This window comes from Candidatus Eisenbacteria bacterium, assembly GCA_020847735.1.
GTDB lineage: Bacteria > Eisenbacteria > RBG-16-71-46 > RBG-16-71-46 > RBG-16-71-46 > CAIXRL01.
The window spans coordinates 33,778-56,703 of the sequence record JADLBL010000018.1 but is presented as its reverse complement, the minus strand read 5'-3'; the positions used below and the strand labels follow the sequence as shown (position 1 = coordinate 56,703).

17 protein-coding genes are annotated in these 22,926 nt (G+C 71.2%); 7 read left to right on the top strand and 10 right to left on the bottom strand.

Annotated features, from left to right (window positions below; genetic code table 11):
* Positions 1 to 59: 59 nt before the first annotated feature.
* Both IT347_08115 and IT347_08110 read right to left on the bottom strand, forming a co-directional pair.
* Entirely contained in the window at positions 60 to 2,411 is a 2,352-nt protein-coding gene (locus IT347_08115; GenBank protein MCC6349540.1) for a hypothetical protein, read from the bottom strand.
* Positions 2,412 to 2,631: 220 nt separating this feature from the next.
* Positions 2,632 to 3,291: a hypothetical protein gene (locus IT347_08110; protein MCC6349539.1), complete on the bottom strand. Its 660-nt coding sequence runs from the start codon at positions 3,289 to 3,291 to the stop codon at positions 2,632 to 2,634.
* 440 nt (positions 3,292 to 3,731) lie between these two features.
* Between IT347_08110 and IT347_08105 the strand changes: the two genes are divergently transcribed.
* Positions 3,732 to 4,781: a hypothetical protein gene (locus tag IT347_08105; GenBank protein ID MCC6349538.1), complete on the top strand. Its 1,050-nt coding sequence runs from the start codon at positions 3,732 to 3,734 to the stop codon at positions 4,779 to 4,781.
* A 10-nt stretch (positions 4,782 to 4,791) separates the two neighbouring features.
* A complete protein-coding gene (locus tag IT347_08100) occupies positions 4,792 to 6,189 on the top strand; it encodes an ankyrin repeat domain-containing protein (GenBank protein MCC6349537.1) in 1,398 nt (465 codons plus the stop codon).
* 147 nt (positions 6,190 to 6,336) lie between these two features.
* Here the strand turns inward: IT347_08100 and IT347_08095 are convergent, their stop codons facing one another.
* The 4 genes from IT347_08095 to solA all read right to left on the bottom strand — a co-directional run bounded on the left by IT347_08095 (position 6,337) and on the right by solA (position 11,366).
* A complete protein-coding gene (locus IT347_08095; GenBank protein ID MCC6349536.1) occupies positions 6,337 to 6,834 on the bottom strand; it encodes a maleylpyruvate isomerase N-terminal domain-containing protein in 498 nt (165 codons plus the stop codon).
* Positions 6,835 to 7,012: 178 nt separating this feature from the next.
* Positions 7,013 to 9,109: a S46 family peptidase gene (locus IT347_08090; protein ID MCC6349535.1), complete on the bottom strand. Its 2,097-nt coding sequence runs from the start codon at positions 9,107 to 9,109 to the stop codon at positions 7,013 to 7,015.
* Positions 9,110 to 9,334: 225 nt separating this feature from the next.
* Positions 9,335 to 9,955, bottom strand: coding sequence for a YceI family protein (locus IT347_08085; protein MCC6349534.1), 621 nt, complete (start codon positions 9,953 to 9,955; stop codon positions 9,335 to 9,337).
* A gap of 235 nt (positions 9,956 to 10,190) precedes the next feature.
* Positions 10,191 to 11,366 (bottom strand): N-methyl-L-tryptophan oxidase, encoded by a 1,176-nt coding sequence (gene solA, locus IT347_08080; GenBank protein ID MCC6349533.1) that lies wholly within the window; start codon positions 11,364 to 11,366, stop codon positions 10,191 to 10,193.
* Between the two features lie 168 nt (positions 11,367 to 11,534).
* On the opposite strand from solA, the gene IT347_08075 reads away from it, so the two are divergent.
* Both IT347_08075 and pruA read left to right on the top strand, forming a co-directional pair.
* Positions 11,535 to 13,106 (top strand): PQQ-dependent sugar dehydrogenase, encoded by a 1,572-nt coding sequence (locus IT347_08075; GenBank protein MCC6349532.1) that lies wholly within the window; start codon positions 11,535 to 11,537, stop codon positions 13,104 to 13,106.
* Positions 13,107 to 13,361: 255 nt separating this feature from the next.
* Positions 13,362 to 14,963 (top strand): L-glutamate gamma-semialdehyde dehydrogenase, encoded by a 1,602-nt coding sequence (pruA, locus tag IT347_08070; protein MCC6349531.1) that lies wholly within the window; start codon positions 13,362 to 13,364, stop codon positions 14,961 to 14,963.
* A 43-nt stretch (positions 14,964 to 15,006) separates the two neighbouring features.
* Here pruA and polX read toward each other — a convergent pair whose 3' ends face one another.
* The 4 genes from polX to amrB are packed head-to-tail and all read right to left on the bottom strand — an operon-like array spanning position 15,007 to position 20,643.
* Complete coding sequence (gene polX / locus IT347_08065; GenBank protein MCC6349530.1) at positions 15,007 to 16,788, bottom strand: DNA polymerase/3'-5' exonuclease PolX; 1,782 nt, start codon at positions 16,786 to 16,788, stop codon at positions 15,007 to 15,009.
* On the bottom strand, positions 16,785 to 18,821 hold the full coding sequence (ligA, locus tag IT347_08060) for an NAD-dependent DNA ligase LigA (protein ID MCC6349529.1): 2,037 nt from the start codon (positions 18,819 to 18,821) through the stop codon (positions 16,785 to 16,787). Before ligA ends, polX begins: the two co-directional genes overlap by 4 nt.
* A complete protein-coding gene (locus tag IT347_08055) occupies positions 18,818 to 19,234 on the bottom strand; it encodes an EVE domain-containing protein (protein ID MCC6349528.1) in 417 nt (138 codons plus the stop codon). Before IT347_08055 ends, ligA begins: the two co-directional genes overlap by 4 nt.
* 56 nt (positions 19,235 to 19,290) lie before the next feature.
* Complete coding sequence (amrB, locus tag IT347_08050) at positions 19,291 to 20,643, bottom strand: AmmeMemoRadiSam system protein B (GenBank protein MCC6349527.1); 1,353 nt, start codon at positions 20,641 to 20,643, stop codon at positions 19,291 to 19,293.
* 222 nt (positions 20,644 to 20,865) lie between these two features.
* On the opposite strand from amrB, the gene IT347_08045 reads away from it, so the two are divergent.
* The 3 genes from IT347_08045 to IT347_08035 are packed head-to-tail and all read left to right on the top strand — an operon-like array spanning position 20,866 to position 22,921.
* Entirely contained in the window at positions 20,866 to 21,393 is a 528-nt protein-coding gene (locus IT347_08045) for a type III secretion system chaperone (protein MCC6349526.1), read from the top strand.
* Positions 21,390 to 22,256, top strand: coding sequence for a lysophospholipase (locus tag IT347_08040; GenBank protein ID MCC6349525.1), 867 nt, complete (start codon positions 21,390 to 21,392; stop codon positions 22,254 to 22,256). Before IT347_08045 ends, IT347_08040 begins: the two co-directional genes overlap by 4 nt.
* A complete protein-coding gene (locus IT347_08035; GenBank protein MCC6349524.1) occupies positions 22,253 to 22,921 on the top strand; it encodes an MOSC domain-containing protein in 669 nt (222 codons plus the stop codon). The genes IT347_08040 and IT347_08035 overlap by 4 nt, the downstream gene beginning before the upstream one ends.
* The last annotated feature ends 5 nt before the right edge of the window (positions 22,922 to 22,926 follow it).

Sequence of the window (22,926 nt, the reverse complement as noted above, 5' to 3'; positions counted from 1 at the left end):
AGCACAGCAGGGGCGAGGCGTCGAGGTGGGCGACTGCGGCACGATCTTGCCGGCGGCGCCTATCGGATGACCACCATTCTCATGCCGGCGTGTTCGCCGAGACCATCCATCCGAACGTAGTAGACCCCAGGTGGCCAACCGTCGGTGCGCAGCTCGATTTCGTGAGGGCCGGCCGCGCGACTTTCCCCGCGCAGCGGCCGTGCGACGCAGCGGCCCGCGAGATCGTAGATCCCCAGCGACACGGGACCGGCTCGGGCCATCTCGAAGCGGACGAGCGTCGAGCCCTGCGCGGGGTTGGGCGCGTTCTGCGCGAGTGCCAGTGCGTGACCACCCGCGAGGGGTGGTCCGCCGCCGGGGGGCGGCACCGCCGGGGTCAGGATCGCGAACCCGGAGCGACCGTCGCCGCCGATGCGGTGGAACCCTCCTCCGCCAACATAGATGGCATCGTTGGTGGCTTGCAGCGCGTTGACCGCACCCGCGTCCTTTTGTGGATCCCAGTCGAGTACCTTGCCCGTGTCGAGATCCAGCGCGGCCAGGCCATTGCGAACTTGACCGCCGATCGTCGTGAAGAATCCCCCGACATACAAGACGTGGTTGGCGTAGGCCAGTGTGAACAACACACGGTCCACTTCCGCGATCCACCGCTTGTGCGTCCCAGATTGCGGATCGAATTCCGCGCAGCGGACCCTCCACACTCCGAGCGTCTCCGCGAAGACGCCGCTCGCAATCAGCTTCCCATCCGTGAGCAGGAGCGAAGTGACATCGGCGTCAACCCGTGGACGCCATGTCAGGACGGTACCGCCCGTGTCGACGGCAGCGAGGCCGGCTCGTGGCAATCCACCGAGCGTCTTGAAGCCTCCGCCGATGATCAAGGTGTCCCCCTGCACCGCCAGGCCAGTCACGATGTTGTTGGCGCCGGGGTTCCACCGCGTGACGCGCCCGCTGGCGGAGTCGACCGCCGCGAGGTTGCGCCGCGCCTCTCCGCCGACCCCAAAGAAGTTCCCCCCCAGGAACAGCGTTCCGTGGAGCATTGCCATCGACCAGATCGGTTGCGAAAGCGCCGCGTCCACCCCGGGATTCCAGGGCGTCGCGAGCCCCGTCGTGGCATCGAGGGCCGCGATCCCCTCGCGCGGCTCATGTCCGACCGTGTCGAACGCGCCGGCCACGTAGAGCGTCTTGCCACACAGCTTCATCGCCGTCACACCGCCATCTGCCTCGGGGTCCCAGTTCGTCAGCGCCCCCGTGCGCGCGTCCAGGGCTGCCAGGTTCTTCCGCCGTTGCCAGCTCCAGGCACTGGTGAAGTCGCCCCCGATATAGACCGCGCGGTCGGTCGCCGCCAGTGCATATACATCCGCGTTGGGCTTCGGGAACCAGACCATCGCTCGCCCGAGCGCGGTACCCACCGCGCCGGCGTAAGCGTGGGCGGCGCCGCCCAGGCTGTCGAAGTTCCCTCCCACGTACACCACGCCCCCGCGCACCGCCATCGAGTAGACGTAGAGATTGTAGGGCGTCGCTCCGGTTGCCTGCGGGTCCCAGGCCGTCAACGCGTGCGTTTCGAGCTCAATGGCGGCGAGGCCCGAACGGGCGGTGCTATCCACATGTGTGAACGCTCCTCCGAAGTACAACCGGCCTCCCGCCACGGCCATGGCGCGGACGAATGGCCCGCTGCCGCAGTCATAGCACTCCGGAATCGTCTCGATCTCCCAGCGCCACGGCAGCAGCTCGTTCGTCGATCGGTCGAAGGCCGCCAGACGCGAGCGCAGCTGCCCCGACATCACCGGGAACCGTCCGCCCACGTACACCGCATCGCCCCCGACTGCGATGGCGAAGACTAGATCCCCGCTGCCGGCGGGCGCCCACGACGTGGGACCTCCTGCCTCACGGTCGACCGCGGCGAGAGAGTAGCGAGTCTGGCCGCCGATGCTGCTGAACGACCCGCCAAGGTAGACGCGGTTGCAGTCGACTGCGACCGCCAGCACCGGTCCACCTCCGACGTCGGGATCCCAGTCTAGGACGCGGCGAGAGGCGACGTCGATCGCCGCCGCGCGGCTTCTCGGCTTGCCGGCAATGTTTGCGAAGCTGCCGACCACGAAGAGCGTCCCCCGATCGAGAGCCAGCGCCCACACCGATCCGGACGGATCGGGAGCCCACGACGAGACGCGGCCATCGGCGTGCACATAAGCGAGGTTCTTGCGCGCAAGTCCACCCACGCGTTCGAACGTGCCGCCGATGAACCAGCCGCGCTCGCCGTCGGCGACTACGACCGAGACGGTGCCCGCGACACGGGGATACTTCTCGAACGGCGCCCCGGTGGTGGTTCGAGTCGGCAAGCCCTGCCCCGTGGGGGGGCCGACATTGAAGAACGAGCCGCCCAGATAAATGGTCTCCGGCGTCCGCTCGATCGCGGACACGGCACCGGTGGGATCCACGACCCAGGCGTCGGGGTCCGCCGACTGTGCTGCCACGCCGCCAGTGCGGCCCAGTAGAACCGAAAGCACGACCAGGGCCGCAACGCGTGCCGGGGAGCGACCAGGCCCGACCTCTGAATGACGCCGGTTCACGAACGAGCCTCGTCTGCAATCGGGGCGGCTGCTCGCTTCCGCGTTACGCGGCGCTTCGACGGCCTTGCGTTCATCGCACCAGCGGCACACGCACGACCTGTGAAGCGCTGCCGGCACGCAATCGCGCGAAGTAGACACCCGAGCCCACCACCGCGCCGCTGCGGTCGCGGCCATCCCAGGCGACTTCGCTGGTGCCGGCCACGAGCGGCTTGTCCGTCACCCGCCGAACGAGCCGCCCCATCACATCGAAGACGGCGACCTCGGCCTGCATCGGCGCCGGCAGCTCGATCCGGAAGCGCACCGTGCCCTGGCCGAGCCGCAACTCCGCCAGCCGCAGCCGCACTTGCACGGGAAGCTGGGGCGGATCCACCGCGAGGAAGTCGACATCCCCCAGCGTGAAGTCGGTGGTCGGAGGCGATCCCCAGTTGAGCTTGCGGAAGACCAGCTCTTCGCCGTTGTAGCCACCCCAGTAGTAGGTCCCACCAATCTGGAGGATCTCTGACGCCTGGACGCCGTACTCCGGCGAACTCTCCGTGAATCCCAGGTAGGTGCCCAGCCCCGTCTCGTCCTCCCAGCTCACCGCTCGGGTATCCGTCAGTGGCGCGCCCACGACCTTGTTGTTGAACAACACCGCCCTTTGCCAGCCGGTGGTCCAGCGAAGTTGGAGCGCGGATGAAGTGCCGGGGATGAGCAACATGAGGAGCAGAGGATACCAGCGATGCGGACTCACGGGCGGCCTCCGATCGAAGGACACGCGAGTGGGCGGGCGGCCCGCTCGGCGGATTCGATCCGAGGGTGACTGCCAGCCGTTGCTCGCCGCGCCGTCGCCGGCGATCCATGAACCCGATCAAAGCGGCATCCCGCGCGAGGGTCGGGACTAGCCAACACCCCGGGGGGAGGGGGGGCGTCAAGCGCCTTTCCGGATGGTGTTGCGCAGCCGTCCGGCGACGATCGAGAGCCTCCGGCTGCTGTCTCGTGCAGGCGCCGGCTTCAGCGCGTCCCCAGGACTCGACCCCGCTACTCAACCTCCAGCGGCACGCCGCCCGAATCCGGCCCGCGTGGCGTCTGATTCCTTCCCGCTGGACGAGTTTCCATTCCCACCGCTGCGCCGGGCGCGTTCGGGTGTAGCCTGCGGGCACCCCCCCCCGGAAGCCAGAGGAGGAACCCCTCGTGCCTTCGTCCGCCCCACGCTCCGTGCGCGCGGTGAGCCATCCCGCCGCGCTCTGTCTGGCTGCATTGGCGACGCTCGGGTTCCCGGGCTGCCCGGAGGACGTCACCGGCCCCGGCGGCGGCCCCGGCGATCCGAACAGCCTCACGATGTCCAACTGCTGGCCGAACGACGACGGACGCTGGTGGCTGTTCGAGACCACCCTGCAACCGCTCGAGGTGGAGCCTTTCGAGTTGCTCGCGGCTAATGCAACGGTTCCCGAGGTGTCCTTCGGGCTCGCTCGCGCGCTGCTCGCCGACGAGGTCGCGCCGGTGGCCGGTGCGCTGCAGGAGTATCCGTTCCAGCTCGCGTTCCAGGGACGCATCACGACCGAATCGGGCGTCGAGGCGCAGAATCTGACCGAGCTCGTTCCGGTGCGCGGACCAAACCTGCGCGCGACCGGACCCATGCGGAGCGGGTCGCGCTTCCTCGCAAGCCTCGCGGCCGCGCGACCCGACCTGCGCGCGCGGATCGCGGCACTCGCGCCCGCCGCGGCCCCCGCGACCGACGGCGGCGTGGCCTACTGGCTCCCACTCTTCATTCACGGCTACGCGTGGATCAAAGGTCCGGCGTGGATCGGCACTTACGGGGACGTTGACACGCTGCTCGCCTGGAAGTTCCTCGAAGCCACCCTGCGTCCGGGTCATACGTTCCGCCACCAGCTTGTCCCCTCGCTGGCGAGCGACGTGTGGCTCAACGCGCGGGTCGAGCGCCGACTCGCGGTCGAGGTGCCGGGCATCGGCCGGGTCGGTAACGCGATCGAGGTGCTCTACCTTCTGGACTATGGTGTCGGATACGCGACCGACGCCATGGGCAATGTCGTCGGCTCGTACCGGGCCTTCGACTACGGCACGGTGACATGGGCGCCGGGTGTCGGACCGGTGCGGGACGTGGAACGGCGCCTGGCGTACGTCGGCCGGCAGGTCACGCACGGTCTCTACGACATCCGCCTGGACCTGACCTCGACCGGCGTGTCCACGCTGGACCGGGCCGCGGCGAACCGCAGGCCCTGAGGGTCCGGACTTGTCCGATCCCACGCCGCCGACCGATAAGCCCGGACCGCCGCCCGCGCCGATCGCGCGCTTCATGCAGGCGATCCACGCCGGCGATGGCGCGGCGATGCGCGACCTTCTCGAGGCTCACCCGGATATCGCGCACACGAGCCTGCACGCGGCGTGCATCGCGTGCGACGAGGACGCGGTCGCTCGCCGGCTCGCGAACGATCCCGCCACCGCCACGGCGCCCTTTCGCGACGGCGCCTGGACACCGATCGAGTGCGTCGCCGCTTCGCCTCTCGCCGTGCTCGACGACGCGCGACGCACGGCGTCGGTCGCGATCGCCAGTCGGCTGCTCGCGGCGGGCGCGGACCCGCACGCGTTCACGCTGGCGGACGACGGCACGTCGAAGCTGACGGCGCTCTACCGCGCCAGCGAGCGCGGCAACGCCGGGATCGTGAAGCTGCTGCTCGAGCGCGGCGCGAACCCGAACGACGGCGAGTCCACCTACCACGCGGCCGAGCGCGACCATCGCGAGGTGCTCGAGCTGCTCCTCGCGCACGGCGCCGAGATCTCGGCCGCGCACCAGCCGTGGAACAACACGGTGCTCTACTTCCTGTGCGGTTACGACGAAGGCCAGCCGGGCGCGGCGGCGGCGACGCGAGGCATGCAGTGGCTGCTCGAGCACGGCGCCGACCCGAACGTGCCGAGCTACGACCATCGTTCGACGCCCCTGCACGCGGTCGCCGCGCGCGGCAGGGCCGCGGAGGTCGCGCGTCTGCTGCTCGCGCACGGCGCGGACCCGTGCCGCGGACGCGCCGACGGCCGCACGCCGTACGAACTGGCCATGCGCGCCGGCCACGTCGCGGTGGGCGGAGTGCTGCGCGATGCGGGCGGCGCCGTGGATCCGTTGCGGCCGGTGGATGCGGTGCTGTCCGCATGCGCGGTAGGAGACGAGGCCGGCGCGCGTCGCTTGCTCGGCGCCGATTCCGCGCTGCGCGGGCAGCTCCTGCGCGAGGAGCCCGACGCGCTGCTCCATGCGGCCGAGTGGGGGAGTCCGGCGGCGGTCCCCGTGCTCGTCCCGCTCGGCTACGACCTCGCCCGCGAGCACGCGCACGGCGGCACCGCCCTGCACTGGGCCGCGTGGCGCGGCCGCCCGGAGTTCGTGCGCGCCCTGCTCGAAGCGGGCGCACCGGTCGAGCTTCGCGATCGCACCTATGGCAGTTCGCCGCTCGCCTGGGCCGCGCACGGTTCGTCGAACTGCCGTGCGGCCGACGCGGACTACATGGCCGTCCTCGATGCGCTGATCGCGGCGGGCGCGACGCTGCCCGCGTCACTCAACCGCTGGGGCGAACCGCCGGCGGGCCTGGCCAGCGCCGCGGTCGCGGCCCATCTGCGGGAGCGGGGCATCGCTCCGAAGTCCTGAGCGGGCCCGGCCGCGCGTACGGGCCGCTGACGCGGCGATTTCCGACCGAAGCCCGGCCCGCCGCCGTCCGCCCGCCGGCCATCGCGCGGCGGCGCCCGATGGGGCGACGGCGAACCTGCGCCGCGCCCCGTCGGTTCCGCCTTCCGGCTACCGCTTGAGCGCCGAGCGAATGCGGGCGAGGTGGTGGAAGCTGTGGCGCACGGCATGGTCCTCGAGCATGAACTGGCACGTGAGCGGCGCGCCGCCGTAGAGCGAGTTGGGTGCGAGCCGGTCGAGCTCCGCGTCGCTCATCGCCCGGACCGCGTCGGCCGCCGACGAGGCGTTCGTTCGCAGCAGCGCGAGCGTCTCCTCCTTCGTGGCTCCGTCGTTCTCCAGGGCGTGCTTCGCGTTCAGCGCATGCACGTCGTCCCAGGTCACGTCGGAGAGGGTCCCGCCGGCCGCGAGCTTCTGGGCCAGCTGGATTTCGAGCGGGTAGATGCTGGCCACGTGGTGAACGACGACTCCCACCTTGCGGCCGTCCTTCGGAAGCGGGGTTCGCCACTCCGCGCCGGTCAGGGTGCTGGCGAAGTCGGCGATGGCGGCGGCTCCGGCTTCGAGGGTCGAGGCGAGTTCCTGGGCACGAGTCTTCACGGTTCGGCTCTCCATGTGCGATCGCTTCGCGCACCATGCGCGACGCGGGGTGAACACTAGGGAGCCGGGAGCCCAGCGCGCCCGCTCGGGAATCCGGAAATTCTTGCCGGGCGTCCGGCGGGCGCCGGACGCCCGGGCGCGAACGCGGGCGCGTCGCGGAGGGCTGGGCACTCGTGGTGCGGCGCCGGTCCGGCTAGCGGTTCGAACGCCCGCCGCCCGCGGGCAGCAGTTCCTCGACCAGCGCGTCCATGTGCCATGCCTTGCGCAGCGCCTCGATCAGCCCGCGCGAGTCCACCGAGACGCAGCGCGCCTGCGCGTCGGTGTAGCCGAACTCCCACGCGAACGACTGGATGTTGCCGTCGAACACCAGCCCGACGTACTCGCCGTCGCGGTTCACGACCGGGCTGCCGGAGTTGCCGCCGATGATGTCGTTCGTGGTCGCGAGGTCGAGCGGCGTCGCCATTTCCAGCGACTTCCCGGCGGCACGGAGGGAGGCCGGAATCGAGAACGGCGGACGGCCGCCGAACGACGCCGAGCGCCCGAACAGCGAGTAGAAGTTGGTCGCCCACGGCACCTCGGTCGTGAGCTGCTCGTAGCCCGCGACCCGCCCGTACGAGAGCCGCAGCGTGCCGGTCGCGTCCGGGTAGATCGAGTGGCCATCGAGCGCGAATCGTGCGCGCGCGATCTTCGCGCCTTCGAGCGACTCGACGCCCTCGACCTTGTCCTCGAACCAGGAGCGTTCCTCGCGATACTGCGGGTCGAGCCCGCGCGCCCACACGATCAGCGGGTCCGTCGAGGCTTCGACCGCCTTGCGCCCGCCCTCGAGCAGCGCCCGGCGCACCGCGACGTCGCCCAGCTTCGTGCCGTTCATGAGCGCGTCCGCCACCTCGGCCGGCGGGCGACCGCCGAGCGCCGCGCGGACGAACGGGTCGTCGGCGCCGAGTGAATCGAGGCAGGTCCGCAGGTGCGCCGCGAGCACGTAGGCTTCCATCGCCGGGTAGGCTGGGGCGGGCGAGAGGAGTTGGAATCGCTGCGACGGCAGGTTCGTGTCGCGGTATTCGCGGAAGCGCTGGCCGTTGGGCTTCTCGATCTCGGCCGTCAGCCGGACGATTCCGTTGGCGATGTCCACCAGGCGCGAGAGCCTCGAGAGGTCGTGAAAGCGCCGCGCCCGTCCGCGCTCGCGCAGCGCCGCCTGCGCGGCGGCGATGCGGTCCCACGCGTCGCCGCACTCGGCGGCGAGCGCCGGGTCGGCCGCGACGCGCGCGCGCAGCGCCGCCTCGCCGGCGCGCTTGCGCGCGAGGAACGCCGGGTCGGAGAGGATTTCGAGGAAGCCACGCTCGCGTTTCAGGTTGTTCTGGAGCCCGCGGAGCGCGGGCTCGGCCTGCCGCGCCTGCTCGGGGCTCTTCGCCGCCCACGCCTCGTAGGTCGCGACGCGCATCTCCTGGAGCCGGATGCGCAGCGGCCGTTCGACGTCGCGCGAAGCCTCGTACTGCGCGACGGTGAGGCGCCGGCTCGTGCGGCCCGGCGACCCCGAAACGAAGACGAGCTCGTTCTCGCCCGCGCCCTTCGCGCTCCAGCGCAGCCAGTCCGCGGGGTGGAGCGGCTTGCCGTCCTCGTAAATCCGGAAGAACGCGAAGTCGAGGTCGTGCCGCGGATATCCGAAGTTGTCGAAGTCGCCGCCGAAGTCCGCGATCGCCGCCTCGGGCGCGCACACGAGACGCACGTCGCGGTACGTGCGGTAGTGGTACAGCCAGTACTCGCCGCCCGCGTAGAGCTCGACCGACTCGGTCTTGAGCCCGGTCCGCTTCGTGGATTCCTGTTCGAGCTTCGCCAGCACGGCCTTGCGACTGGCATTGCGCGCTTCGACCGGTGCCTTCGGGTCGAGCGCCGCGTTCACGGCCGCCGTCACGTTCTCCATGGACCAGAGCACCTTGAGCTCGAGATCGGGACAGCGCATCTCCTCTGCGCGCGTGCGCGCGAAGAAGCCGTCGCGCAGGTAGTCCTTCCCGGGCGTGGACATCTTGAAGAGCTGTCCACGCGCGACGTGGTGGTTGGTGAGCACGAGCCCGTCGGGCGAGACGAACGCGCCCGAGCCGCCGCCGAAGCTGACGCTAGCGCGCTGCAGATGCTCGAGCCATTGCGGCGTGGGAGTGAAGCCGTAGCGGGCTTCGAGCAGCGAAAGCGGCGGGTTGTCGAACGTCCACATGCCCTCGTCGGCGAGCGCGGGCAGCGCGGCGCAGACGATCACAAAGGCGGCTGCGAGGGCGGGTCGGGCGAACGGTCGGGGCATGCGTTTCCTCGAGGCGCCGGTCGCTGCCGGCGCGGTTGAGGCCCGGGTGGGAGGCGCGATGGAAGCGCCTCGCGGAATCGTCCGCAGCATGCGCTCCGCTCCGGACGGTCGCAAGGCGGTGCGCGGCCCGGGCGTGCGATCGGCGCAGGTGCGCGTCCGCACGTAAACGCGAACGGCGGGGCCCGCGAAGGGCCCCGCCGCGTGGCGATGTCGTGCGAGGTGCCGTTACTTCTGGACGTTCGTGGCTTCCTCGACCACCTGGTTCGCCTCGATGTTCAGGTTGATGGTGACGTCGTCGCTGAGCACCATGCCGCCGTTGTCGAGCGCCTGGTTCCAGTTGATACCGAAGTCCTTGCGGTTGACGACCGCGGTCGCGGCGAAGCCCGCCTTGTTGCCCTTGCCGGCGGGGCCGGCTCCGAAGAACTCGGCGTCGAAAACGACCGGCTTCGTCACGCCGCGCATCGTGAGATCGCCGGCGATCTTGTACTTGTTCTGGCCGTTCGCCGTGACCTTGGTGCTCTTGAAGGACAGCGCCGGATACTTCTCGGCGTCGAAGAAGTCGGGCGACTTGAGGTGGCCGTCCCGGCGCTCGTTCTGCGTCGTGATGCTCGAAGCGACCGCCGATGCGTCCACGGCGATCTTCGAAGCGTCCTTGTCGTCGAAGACGATGGTGCCCTGAAAGTCGCTGAAGCGGCCCTGCACCTTGGTGAAGATGTGGCGCACGCTGAAGCCCACGTCGGAGTGGTTCCGGTCCACGGCGTACTTGATGGGTGCGGCGGGGGCGGCCGACGCGGCGATCAGGAGCAGCGCCGAGGCGCCGAGAGCGGGGCGGATGACCTGCTTCATGAACTCTCCAGGGTGCGCTCCGTCGGTTCGACGGAGACGGTGCGGCGGCGAGAACGGCGCTTCGGGAGTGGCGCGGAACCCCGACCTCAGGGGGAAGCACGAGGCCCGGGCTCCGCGACGCACGTCCATTGGAGTCCGCAAGCCTCGGGAAGGACTCCGAGGATTGACACCCGCGTGACGTGTGTTGTGACATGAACCGACGGCGGGGCCAATGAAAACGGCCGCGCGCTGCGTTTCAGTGGCTCTGGAAGCGGATCCGGAACCGGTTCCTGTCTCGCTCGAAGTCCGCGAGCGTGGTGCGGCCCTCGCACACCATCTCGGCCGCCAGCCGGCCCATCAGCGGCGCGAACTTGAAGCCGTGCCCCGAGCAGGCCGAAAGCACGACCGCTCCGGAGGCGCCGGGGATCTCGTCGAGCACGAAGTCCTCGCTCTCGGTGCTCGTGTAGAAGCAGGTTTCCGCGTGCAGCCGCTCGCGGACCCGGACGGCGAACAGCTCCTCGGCGACCTCCCGCAGGCGCGCGAGGGTCGGCTCGTCCGGCGCCGCGGGCGCGTCGGGATCCTGCGACTCCCCGGCCACCTCGTGCAGGCCGATCTTCACGCCCTGCCGGCCGAACTCCGGCAGCCCGTACCGGGTTCCGTTCGCGCCGGGCCCGAGGTGAACCCAGACTGGGAAGGCGCCGGGGCGAAGGTCTTCAGCCGGCGCCTCGAGAGCGAAGAAGCCGATGCTCTGCCGCCGGACCGTCAGACGTGGCGCGAGGGCGGGCACGAGCGCCCGCGTCCACGGCCCGGCCGCGATCACGAGACGCTCGGCGAGCAGCGAGCCGCGGTCGGTTTCGACCGCGAAGGGCCGCGCATCCCAGCCGATGCCCGTGACCCGCGTGCGATCCAGCACGTGCACGCCCTCGACCACGCAGCGGCGCGCGAGCGCGCGAATCGTGGTATCGGCCGCGACGAGCGCCGCGGTGCGGTCCGCGAGCGCGCCCGCGGCGCCGTCGAAGCGAAAGAGTGGAAAGCGGCGTCGCGCCTGCTCCGCATCGAGCCGCTCGACGTCCGCCCCGACCGCCGCGACGGCCGCGGCGTACTGTTCGAACGGCCCGTCGGGGGGACCGAAGAACAGCCCCGGGGTCGGGTGGAGCAGCCGTTCGCCCGCGTCGGCCTCGAGCCGCGGCCATTCCTCGGCGTGCGCGACCTGCATCAGGCGGACCCACAGCGGGTCGCCGTACGTGCTGCGGGTGATGCGCGAGTGGCCGTGCGAGCTGCCGTGATCGTGCCCGGGGCGGAACCGTTCCACGAGCGCCACGCGCGGAACGCCCCGGCGGGCCAGGTGCCAGGCCGTCGCCAGACCATTGACTCCCGCGCCGACGACCAGCGCGCCGAAGGCGGCCGGCCGGTTCAGCTCCGGCCTCGCGATGTCCTCGACCGCGCGTGCCCGCGGAAGTCTTTACGCATGCGCCACAGTATCGGCGTGCACGACCGTTCGCCGCAATCGGGGCATTCCACCCCGAAAGGCCGTGAGCGAGGGCGCCGGGTCGCGGCGCCCGCTGGTCACCGGGTCGCGCGCTGGGCTAGTATTTGCGCCATGAAACTGCATCCTCGCCTTGCCTCGTTCGCGCTCGCGCTGTTCGCGCTCGCGCCCCATGCCACGCGCGCCCAGGTCCTCGTACCGGGATTCACCGACAGCGTCGTGTCCCAGGGCCTCGACCTGCCCGTCGCCTTCGACTTCCTGCCCGACGGACGGCTGGTGTTCGTCGAGCAGTACAGCGGTGAAATCCACCTGCTCGTGAACGGCCAGGTTCCGGCCAGTCCGGTCATGACGGTGCCGAACGTCACGATCGGCGGCGAGGAAGGCCTGCTCGGCGTCGCGGTGGACCCGCAGTTCCCGGCCAGGCCCTACCTCTACACGCACCAGACCTCGACGGGAAACGTCATCCGCATCAGCCGCTGGACCCTGACCGGCGACCTGAACGGCACGGGCAATGGTGAGATGACGGCCGATCCCGCGTCGCGCTACGACCTGCTCTCGAACATTCCCGACAACGCCTCGAACCACAACGGCGGCACGGTGCGCTTCGGCACCGACGGAATGCTCTACGTGAGCCTGGGAGAGGACGCCGACAACTGCTCCGCGCAGGTGCTCACGGCGCTCAAGGGCAAGGTGCTGCGATTGCGAACCTCGCGGCTCCCCCCGGGCCCCGGCAGCGCCTTCTTCGCGCAGATCACCCCGGTGGACAACCCGTACGTGGCGAATCCGGATTCGAACGCGCGTCTCGTCTACGCCTACGGCCTTCGGAACCCGTTCCGCTTCCAGGTGGACCCGGTGCGCCACTGCCTCGTGATCGGCGACGTGGGGCTGTCCGAGTGGGAGGAGATGGACCTGCTCGCGCTGCCGGGCGGCTCCGGCGTGGACATCGCCCCGGCGGGTTCCAACTTCGGCTGGCCCTGGCGTGAAGGCCCGACGGCCTACATGGGCTGCGGCGGCTCCGAGCCGTCCTCGGTCGGACCGATCTACGCCTACGACCGCACCGCGCTTTCCGGGGCGGCGATCATCAGCGGCGGCGCCTACCACGCCCAGTTGGGCGGGCAGAACTTTCCGAACCGCTACGAGGGCGACCTCTTCTTCGCCGAGTACTACTCGGGCAACGTCTACCGCCTCGAGTGGAACGGCTCGGCCTGGGTGATCGCGACGCCCGACTCGGGACAGGCCGACGCCGGCATCTGGGCCTCCGGTTTCGAGAGCGTGTCCGACTTCCGGGTGGGGCCGGACGGGGCGCTCTGGCTGTGCCGCCAGTACTTCGAAGGTTTCCGGAACACGGGCCGCATCGAGCGCATCGCCTGGACGAGCAACACCGGCGTGCCGCCCGGTCCCGGCACACGTCCCGGGCTGCGCCTGTCGGCGTATCCCTCGCCGGCGCGCGGCCTCGTGACGCTCGCCCTCACGTCGGCGGGCCCCGGGCTGGTCTCGGTGCGCATCTACGACATGCGCGGCCGCCTCGTGCGCGACCTGGGCAGCCGCTCCGCCGCCGCCTGGACGGGCGCGATTTCGTGGGACGGCGCCGACGACGCCGGACGCAGGGCTCCGAGCGGCGTTTATTTCGCGCGCGCGACCGCTCCCGGCGGCGAGGCACGCTGCCGGGTCGTCCTGGCCCGCTGAGCGCGGAGCGACGCTAGTCGGCACGGGAGTCGATCACCTGGCGGCCACCCTCGGGGGTGGCCGCGGGCCATTGCGCCGTGATCCGGACGAGGCGGACGCACCGGGGCGCGGCCGGACATGCCGGCCGCGCCCCGCGCGCATCGGCCACCCTTCGCTGGCGGTTCCCGAACGGCGCGGGCTAGACTCGCCACGCGAACCCGCCCGCACGAGCGACACCGGCCGCGCACGCACGGCCGTTCCCGACGGAGGAAGATCATGAATCCCGCCACCACCGGCGCACTCGCGCCCGCCGACGCGCGCACCCTGCCCGAATACTCGCCGACGACCTACGTGGACTTCAGCCAGCCGCAGCATCGCGCGGCGTTCGAGAAGGCGCTCGACGAAGTCCGCGCCGGCTTCGGTCGCGAGTATCCGCTCGTCATCGGCGGGGAGCGGATCCAGGGCGGGAAGACGTTCGCCTCGACGAACCCCGCGAAGCCCTCGGAGGTGCTCGGCACCTTCCAGTCGGGGAGCGCCGAGCAGGCGCGGCAGGCGATCGAGGCGGCGTACCGCGCGTTCCCGGGCTGGGCGCGCGTCCCGGCCGCCGAGCGCGCCGCGTACCTGATCGAGGCCGCGAAGCGCATGCGCGAGCGCCGCCACCATTTCTCGGCCTGGATGGTGCTCGAGATCGGCAAGAGCTGGGCGGAGGCCGACGCCGACACCGCCGAGGCGATCGACTTCATGGAGTTCTACGCCCGCGAGATGCTGCGCTACGACGCGCCGCAACCGGTTCACCAGATGCCGGGCGAGAAGGATTCGCTGGTCTACCTGCCGATCGGCGTCGGCGCGGTGATTCCGCCGTGGAACTTCCCGCTCGCGATCTGCGTCGGAATGAGCACCGCGGCGATCGTCACCGGCAACACGGTGGTGCTCAAGCCGGCGAGCGACACGCCCGGGATCGCCTGGCAGTTCTTCGCGCTCATGGAGGAGGTGGGCCTGCCGGCCGGCGTCCTCAACTTCGTCACCGGCGGCGGCGCGGTCGTGGGCGACACGATCGTGCGCCACCCGCTGACGCGCTTCGTGTCGTTCACGGGCTCGAAGGCGGTCGGCATCGGCATCAACAAGCTGGCCGCCGACGTCGTGCCCGGGCAGCGGTGGCTCAAGCGCGTGGTCGCCGAGATGGGCGGCAAGGACGGCATCATCGTGGACGACGAGGCCGACCTCGACGCGGCCGCCCTCGGGGTGGCGCAGTCGGCCTTCGGCTTCCAGGGTCAGAAGTGCTCGGCCTGCTCGCGCGCGATCGTGGTGGACCGGGTCCACGACGCGTTCGTCGAGAAGCTCATGGCGCAGATCGCCCGGTTCGTGAAGGTCGGCGACCCGGCCGTCCACGGGACCTACATGGGCCCGGTCGCGAGCGACCGCGCGATGAAGACGATTCTCGAGTACCTCGAGGTGGGGAAGCAGGAAGGCCGCCTGCTGACGGGCGGCGGCCGCGTGAGCGGCGCGGAAGGCTGGTTCGTGCAGCCGACCGTGTTCGACGACGTCGCGCCGACCGCGCGCATCGCGCTCGAGGAGATCTTCGGACCCGTGCTGGCGATCATTCGCGCGAAGGACTTCGACGACGCGCTGGCGATCGCGAACAACACCGAGTACGGGCTCACCGGCGCGGTCTTCACGAAGAACCCGGCGAAGCTGCAGCGCGCCCGCGAGGAGTTCTTCGTCGGCAACCTCTACCTGAACCGCAAGTGCACGGGCGCGATGGTCGGCTGCCACCCGTTCGGCGGCTTCAACATGAGCGGCACCGATTCGAAGGCCGGAGGCCGCGACTACCTGCTGCTGTTCCTGCAGGCCAAGAGCATCGCCGAGAAGCTCGGCTGATCCGCCGGAGCGCGCGCCGGCGAGGCTCCGCGTCGGCGCGCCGCTACGGCTTCGTGCGGCCCGCGGAGGGTCGCCGGCGCACGGCGCCCGCCGGCTTGCGCGAGCGCCGTGCGGCCTTCTCCAGGTGCAGCTCCAGGCGTGTCCAGGGCTTCGTGTTGAGCACGTCGTTGCGCGTCAGCCCCGCGCGGCGCGCCTGGAAGACGCCGAAGCGCATCTGGTCGAGCTGGCCCGTCGAATGCGCGTCGGTGTCAATCACGAACCGGCAGCCGAGCGCCTTCGCGGCCCTCGCGTGCGCGTCGTTCAGGTCCAGCCGGTCGGGCGAGGCGTTGATCTCCATGAGCACCCCGTTCGCGGCCGCCGCCCGGGCGACGGTCTCGATGTCGAACGGCACGCCTTCGCGCGAGCCGATGAGCCGCCCGCTCGGATGCCCGAACGCGTGGACGTGCGGGTTCGACACGGCGCGAACCGCGCGCTCGGTCGCGGCCTCGGGCGTCATCTCGAACTTCGAGTGGATCGAGACGATCACCCAGTCGAGCAGCGCCAGCGTCTCGTCGTCCAGGTCGAGCGCGCCGTCGCCGAGGATGTCCACCTCCAGCCCGTGCAGGATGTGGAACCCGGGGTGGCGGGCGCGCGCCTCCTCGATCTCGACGACCGAACGCCGCACGCGCGCGGCGTCGAAGCCGTTCGCCATCGCCAGCGCCTTCGAGTGCTCGGTGATCGCGACGTACGCGTAGCCGCGCGCCTTCGCCGCCTCGACCATTCCGTCAATGGAATCACGGCCGTCGCTGCGGGTCGTGTGCATGTGCAGGTCGCCACGCAGGTCGGCGGTCTCGACGAGCCGTGGCAGCTCGCCGTCGCGGGCGAGCGCGATCTCGTCCCGCGCCTCGCGCAGCTCGGGCGGGATCCAGGCGAGGCCCAGCTTCGCGTAAACCTCCTCCTCGGTCCGCCCGGCCAGCAGCTTCGCGCCCTTCGTGAGCCCGTATTCGTTGAGGCTCCAGCCCTTCTCGATCGCCAGCTTGCGCAGCTCGATGTTGTGCGCCTTCGAGCCCGTGAAGTAGAGCAGCGCGGCGCCGAAGCTCTCGGGCGGCACCAGCCGCAGGTCCACCTGCAGCCCGTCCCTGAGCCGCACGCTGCACTTGGTGTCGCCCCGCGCGATCGTCTCGGCGACCGATTCGTGGCCGGCGAACGCCGTCATCACGCTCCCGGGGTCGCCGCCCGTCACCAGCAGGTCGAGATCGCCGATGGTCTCGCTGCGGCGGCGGAACGAACCCGCCAGCTCGACCTGCTTGACACCCTTCACGGCGGCGACGTGGTCTCGCAGCGCGTGCGCGAGCGGCCAGGCCGCCGCCAGCAGCGTGCGGCCCGACCACTGGCTCGCGGTGGCGAGCGCCTTGAGCACGTTCTGCTCGACCTTCTCGCCGAAGCCGGGCAGGTCACGCAGCTTTCCGCCCTTCGCCGCCTTCTCCAGCGCCTCGCGGTCGCGAATGCCGAGCGTCTCGAACAGAGTCTTCACGCGCCTGGGACCCAGGCCCTGCAGTTCGGTGAAGTCCACCACCGCGTCGGGGATCTTCGCCCGCAGCTCGTCGTCGAGCTCCGTGCGCCCGGTGCCGACCAGGTCGCGGATCTTGCCCGCGAGATCCTTGCCGATGCCCTTGATCTCCTCGAGCGCGCCGGGCGTGCCGGCGATCGCGCTCATCGCCTCGGGGTGCGCTCCGACGATGCGCCCGGCCTCGCGATAGGCGCGAACCCGGAACGGATTCGCCCCCTCGATCTCGAGGCGGACGGCGAGCCGCTCGAGCACCCGCCCGATCTCGGCGTTGGTCATCGGTGTGCCCCGACCCGCTTGAGGAACTCGGCTTCGCTGATGACCTTGATGCCGAGCCGCTGCGCGTCCTCGAGCTTGCTGCCGGCGCCGGGGCCGGCCACGACCAGCGTGACCTTGCGGTTGACGCCCGAGGTGACCTTCGCGCCCGCGCGTTCGGCGAGGCGCTGGGCGTCGGGACGCGGCATGGTCTCGAGGCCGCCGGTGAACACGACCGTCTCGCCGTCCAGCGGCTGCGGGCCCGGCGGCCGCGCCTCGGCGACCGGCCGCACTCCGGCCTTCAGCAGCCGCTCGAGGACGCGCCGCGTGCGCTGGTTCGAGAAGAAATGGTGGACGCTCTCGGCGACCTCGGGCCCGATGCCGCGAATCTCCTGCAGCTCCTCCTCGCGCGCGTCCATGACGCCGGACAGCGCGCCGAAGTGGCCCGCCAGCAGGCCGGCGACGGTGGCTCCGACGTGCTCGATGCCGAGCGCGAACAGGAACCGGTCGAGCCGCGGCTTCTTGCTCGCCTCGATCGCCGCCGACAGGTTCTCGATGGACTTCTCGGCGAACCCCTCGAGGCCGACGAGGTCAATGGGCGTCAGGTGATAGATGTCGGCGAGGTCCCTGATGAGGCCCTTCTCGAGCAGCTGCTTCACCGTCTTGTCGCCGAGCCCGACGATGTCCATGGCCCCGCGCGAGGTGAAGTGCGTCAGGTGGCGCTCGAGCTGCGCCGGGCACGACAGGCCGTTCGTGCACAGGTGCGAAGCCCCCTCGCGCACCACCTTCGCGCCGCACACCGGGCACGCATCGGGCAGGACGAACGCCTTCGTGCCGCGCGGGCGCCGGTCCACCAGCACTTCGACGACCTCGGGGATCACGTCGCCGGCGCGCCGCACGCGCACCGTGTCGCCGACACGTACGTCCTTGCGGTCGATCTCGTCCTGGTTGTGCAGCGTCGCCCGCGAGACGGTGACCCCGGAGACGTCCACGGGCTGGAGCTGAGCGACCGGCGTGAGCTTTCCGGTGCGGCCGACCTGCACGACGATGTCGAGCACCTTCGTGAACTCCTCGCGCGGCGGAAACTTGAACGCGAACGCGTAGCGCGGCGAGCGCGAGCGCACGCCCAGCCGCGCGTGCGTCGTGCGGTCGTTCACCTTGAGCACCACGCCGTCGATCTCGTAGGGCAGCGTGTCGCGCTTCGCGGCCATCGCCGCGTGATAGGCGACCACCGCTTCGATGCCCTCGCAGCGGCGCGACGAGCGCTCGACGCGGAATCCCCACGCGCGCAGCCCTTCGAGCAGATCGAGCTGCGTGTCGAACCCGGCTTCGTCGGCGGAGAGCAGGTCGTAGGCGTAGAAGTCGAGCCGGCGGGAGGCGGTGAGCGCCGGGTCGAGCTGCCGCACCGTGCCCGCGGCCGCGTTGCGCGCGTTGGCGAACGGTTCCTCGTCGTCCTCGATGAGGCGCCGGTTGAGCGCCTCGAACTCGGGCAGCGGCATGAGCGCCTCGCCACGCACCGCGAGCTGCCCGCGCCGCCCGCCCGCGGGGCCCTCCTCGCGCAGGCGGAGCGGGATCGCGCGGATCGTGCGAAGGTTCTCGGTCACGTCCTCGCCGGTCTCGCCGTCGCCGCGCGTCGAGCCGCGCACGAGCACGCCGTCCTCGTAGACGAGCTCGATGCTCAGCCCGTCGAACTTGGGCTCGGCGGAATAGACCACCTCGCCCGCGAACAGGCCCTCGTCGAGTCCGAGCCCCTTCCTGACCCGCGCGTCGAACTCGCGCGCCTCCTGCTCGTTCATGATCGACTCGAGCGAGCCCATCGCGCTCGTGTGCTTCACCTTCCGAAAGCCGGCCCGCAGGGCGCCGCCGACGCGCAGCGTGGGCGAGTCGGGCGCGCGCAGCTCCGGGTGGGCCTCCTCGAGCTCGCGCAGTTCGCGGAACAGGCGGTCGTACGCGGCGTCGGAGATGCCCGGCTTGTCGAGCGCGTAGTAGCGGTAGTCGTGCTCACGGATCTCCGCCGCGAGCTGCTCGATTCTCCGGCGGGCCTGCTCGCGCGTCACGACGTCCAGGCTCCCGCGAGCTGCAGGAGCCGCGCGAGCTGCACGTCCGAGAGCGGCATCACCGACAGGCGCGAGTTGCGCACCAGCTCGGTCGCACGCAGCACGAGGTCCGTCTTGAAGGTCGCGAGCGGCACGGGCGAGGGCAGCGACTGGCCGGGGGAGAGGTCCACGACGGCGCGCTTCGGGTCCTTCAGCTTCGGGTCCGTGTACGGGTCGCCGGCGGCGTACGCCAGGCCGACGGCGCGCTTCTCGGCGCCGGTGTGGTAGATCACGACCACGTCACCCTTCTTCACCTTGCGCAGGTGGATCAGCGCGAGGGCGTTCGAGATCCCCTCCCAGACCGCCCGCCGATCGCGCACCAGGTCGGCGAAGGCGTAGTCCGAGGGTTCCGTCTTGAAGAGCCAGGCGGCCATGGAACCGGCAGGTTAGTCGCCCGCTCGACGCGGCCGCAAACGGGCCGCGGGCCCGCTCACGGCCATGCCATGGCCGCGACGCTCACCAGGCTCGAGTCCCGCTCCTCGCTCTGCGCGTAGCCGAGCGAACGGCCCGCTCCGGGAGCGGCGGCGCGCAGCATCACGTAGGTCGGCGCGAAGCCGCAGATGCGCGTCGCGTCGTCCTGCGCCGCGATGCCGCCGAACCAGCCGTCCGCGTCGCCCGACGCCGCGGCGGCGATCGCGGCCTCGTCCACGCGGCGCACCTCGGTCCGGACCTCGTCCACCACGCGGGGATCGCCGAAGCGCGGGCCGACATGGGAGAAATCCACGCCCGCGACATAGACCGTCGTCCCGCCGAGCGCCGACTCGGCCTCCCGCAGCGCTTCGACGAGCGCGCCGACCGTCTCGTCCTCGCGCGGGGTGCGGCCTTCGTCCAGCAGGCGGTGGAAGCCGCCGCACAGAATGGGAACGATCGTGAACGGGGCGCCGCCGAGGCGGCGCTGCAGGTAGAGCACCTGGAACTCGATCGAGTGCTCGTCGCGGTGCGCCAGTTCGCCGCGATACGCGGACTCGCCGAGCTTCGCGGCGACGCGGTCCACGAACGCGGTGTCGGTCATCGCCTTGCCGAGCGGCGTCTGGAAATGCTTGCGCGTGAGCGCGAAGAACTCGCCGACGAGATTGTGCCCCGTGCCGAGGATCACCACCCGCAGCGGCGCCGGAGGGGGAACGGGAATCTCGAGGAAGGCCCTCGCCATGAGCGCGCCCTCGCGGCGCGGATCGAGGTGCGGCGCCAGCACGGCACGGGGGACCGTCGCGCCCGCCGCGGCGGAACCCGCGGCGTCGCGGGCGGCCGCCGCCCCGGCAAAGTGCTCATCGAGCATCGTCTCCAGCGCCTCGCGTTCGGCCGGGTACGAAACGCCTTCGAGCGCGGCCGGGCGGATCTCGAGCGCGTGGTAGCGGGCCCGTGCCTCGGCGAGCGCGCGTTCGAAGCGCGGCGACTCGAGCATCAGCAGCTCGTCGAGCTGCGCGATGAAGTCGCGGATCATGTTGCCCACGCGCAGGTCCTTGCTCTCGCTCATGACCGCGGCGCTGATGTCGGTGAGCGAAACCGTGCCGTCCAGCAGCTGCAGGACCGCCAGCGATTCCAGCGGCAGCACGGGCTGCCCCGGGACGATGCCCATCGGGTCGTTGACGACCAGCAGCTCGCGCTCGCCGTCGCGCACGGGCAGGATCATGAGCTGCCGCAGCCGCGGGTACTCGGGCAGGTCCTCGGCGCTCTCGCGCACGGTTCCGGGCGGCAGGATGATGCGGGGCTTCTCGGCGGGCTCCCCGGCGCCGGGAATGATGAGGCGCGACTTGGTCGGCGGATCGTCGGGCGTGAGCGGCATGAGCTTTCCTGAAGGAAGGTCGAACGCGGCGGGAGCCGCAGTCTAGCCGATTCGCGGACCCGGCGCGGAGGCGGTCGCGCGTTCCCGGGCGCTTCGCGTGGCGCTCCGCGGGCGTGGCATGCGCGCCCGCCCCGCGCGGCGCGAGTCCCGGACCTTCCGCCGCCACTCGCCCGCGGGATCGCGCGTGCGTTTTGGGCGCGCTTGCCCCAATATGCGCCCGGCATGACGACTCAGGCGATGGGCAAGCTCCTCGATTCGTACCTCACCGACCTCGAAGGCCAGCCGGGCTTCTGGCGGGGCGTGCGCAACGAAGTGCCCGTTTTCGTCTTCAGCGACGACGAGCACGACCGCATGCGCATCATGTCGCCCATCGGCGTGGTCGAGGAGCTCGAGCCGGACCTGCTGCACGTGCTGCTGCAGGCCAACTACGACCGCGCCCTGGACGCCCGCTACGCGATGCGCAACAACGAACTGTGGTCCATGGTCGTGCACCCGCTCGCGACGCTCGCGACCGACGACCTGCCGGCCATGTTCGACCAGGTGACGACGCTGGTGAAGAACACCGGCTCGACCTTCGCCTCGACCGAGCTCGTCTTCCGCTCCTTCCCGGCCGACCAGATCGTGATCGAGACCGAGGACGACGAAGACGACGAGGACGAGGACGGCGACGGAGCCGGCGACGACTCTCCGGAGGACGACGACCTGGACGAGGACGAAGGGCAGGGCAAGGGCGGGTCCGGCTCGCGATGAATCCCGCCAACGGCGACGTTCCCGCGATCGGCATCGAGGTCCGGGTGGATCGGGCGACGGTCCTGCCCGGCCGCGTCTGGTGCGCCGAGCGCCCGCGCGCGGTGATCGCCGTCGTGCACGGGCTGGGAGATCACAGCGGCCGCTACGCGGCGTTCGCCTCCGACATGGTGCGCGCCCGCTGCACGGTCGTCGCGCTCGACCTGCCCGGCCATGGCGAGGCGCCCGGCCCGCGCGGCGACATGCCCTCCTGGGTCGCCGTCCGCGAACAGGTGCTGCCGGCCATGTTTACCGCCCCGCGCGGCTTGCCGGACCAGCCGGCCGACCTGCCGCGCATCCTGCTCGGGCACAGCATGGGGGCGGTGCTCGCCCTCGACTACGCGCTCGCCCACCCGCGCGAACTGCTCGCCCTGGTGGTGAGCGCGCCCGCGCTGCGCATTCCCGCCCCTCCCTGGTGGAAGCTCACGCTCGCGAACGTCGCGCGCGCCACCGCGCCGAGCACGGGGTTCGCGAACGGTCTCGACCCCGACGGACTCTCGAGCGATCCCGAGGTGGTGAAGGCCTATCGCGAGGATCCACGCGTGCACGACCGAATCAGCCCGCGCCTTTACTTCGCGTTCAACGAGGCGCGCCAGCGCTGCCTGCGGGAGGCGCGCACGCTGCAGGTGCCGACGCTGATCCTGCAGGGCATGGCCGATCGGATCGTGGACCCGAAGGGCGCGCTCGAGTTCGCGGGCGCCTGCCCGCACGGCATGATGCGCTTCGTGACGCTCAAGGACGTCCGTCACGAGCCCTTCAACGACACCGGGCGCGAGGCGGTGATCCGCGACCTCGCCGCCTGGCTCGACGCGGTGCTGGTGGTGTGAGCGCGGGAACCATCGTCTCGGTTCGCACCGGCCGCGCGCGCGAGCGGGCGCGCCCGGACTGGGACCGGCACGCGGACCGCACCTGGCGTTCGGCCTACGGCAAGGACGAGCGCGAGGGTCCCGTGCGCGTGACCGCCCTCGGTCTCGAGGGCGACGAGCAGGCCGACCTGGCCGTGCACGGGGGCCCGCAACAGGCGGTGCTCGCCTACGCGGCCGCGCACTACCCGAAATGGCGCGAGGTCCCGGGACTCGAGGCGATGGGCCCGGGCGGCCTGGGCGAGAACCTCACCGTCGAAGGCTTCGACGAATCCGGTGTGTGCATCGGCGACGTCTTCGAAGCCGGCGACGTGACGCTTCAGGTCTCACAGCCGCGCGGCCCGTGCGCCGGCATCTCGCGCTGGTGGAACGAGCCGCGCATGGTCGCGCTCGCGACCGAAAGCATTCGCATCGGTTGGTACCACCGGGTCGTGCGCGAGGGATCGTTGGCCCGCGGCGACACGTACCGTCTGATCGAGAGGCCGAATCCGTCGTTGAGCGTGGCGCGTGTCTTCCGGCTGCGCGCCGGACTCGAGCGCGACCCGGCCGCCGCCGCGGCGATCGCGCGCTGCCCGGATCTCTCGCCCGAGTGGCAGGGACACCTGACCGGGGTGGCGAGCAAGGGCTGACGGCG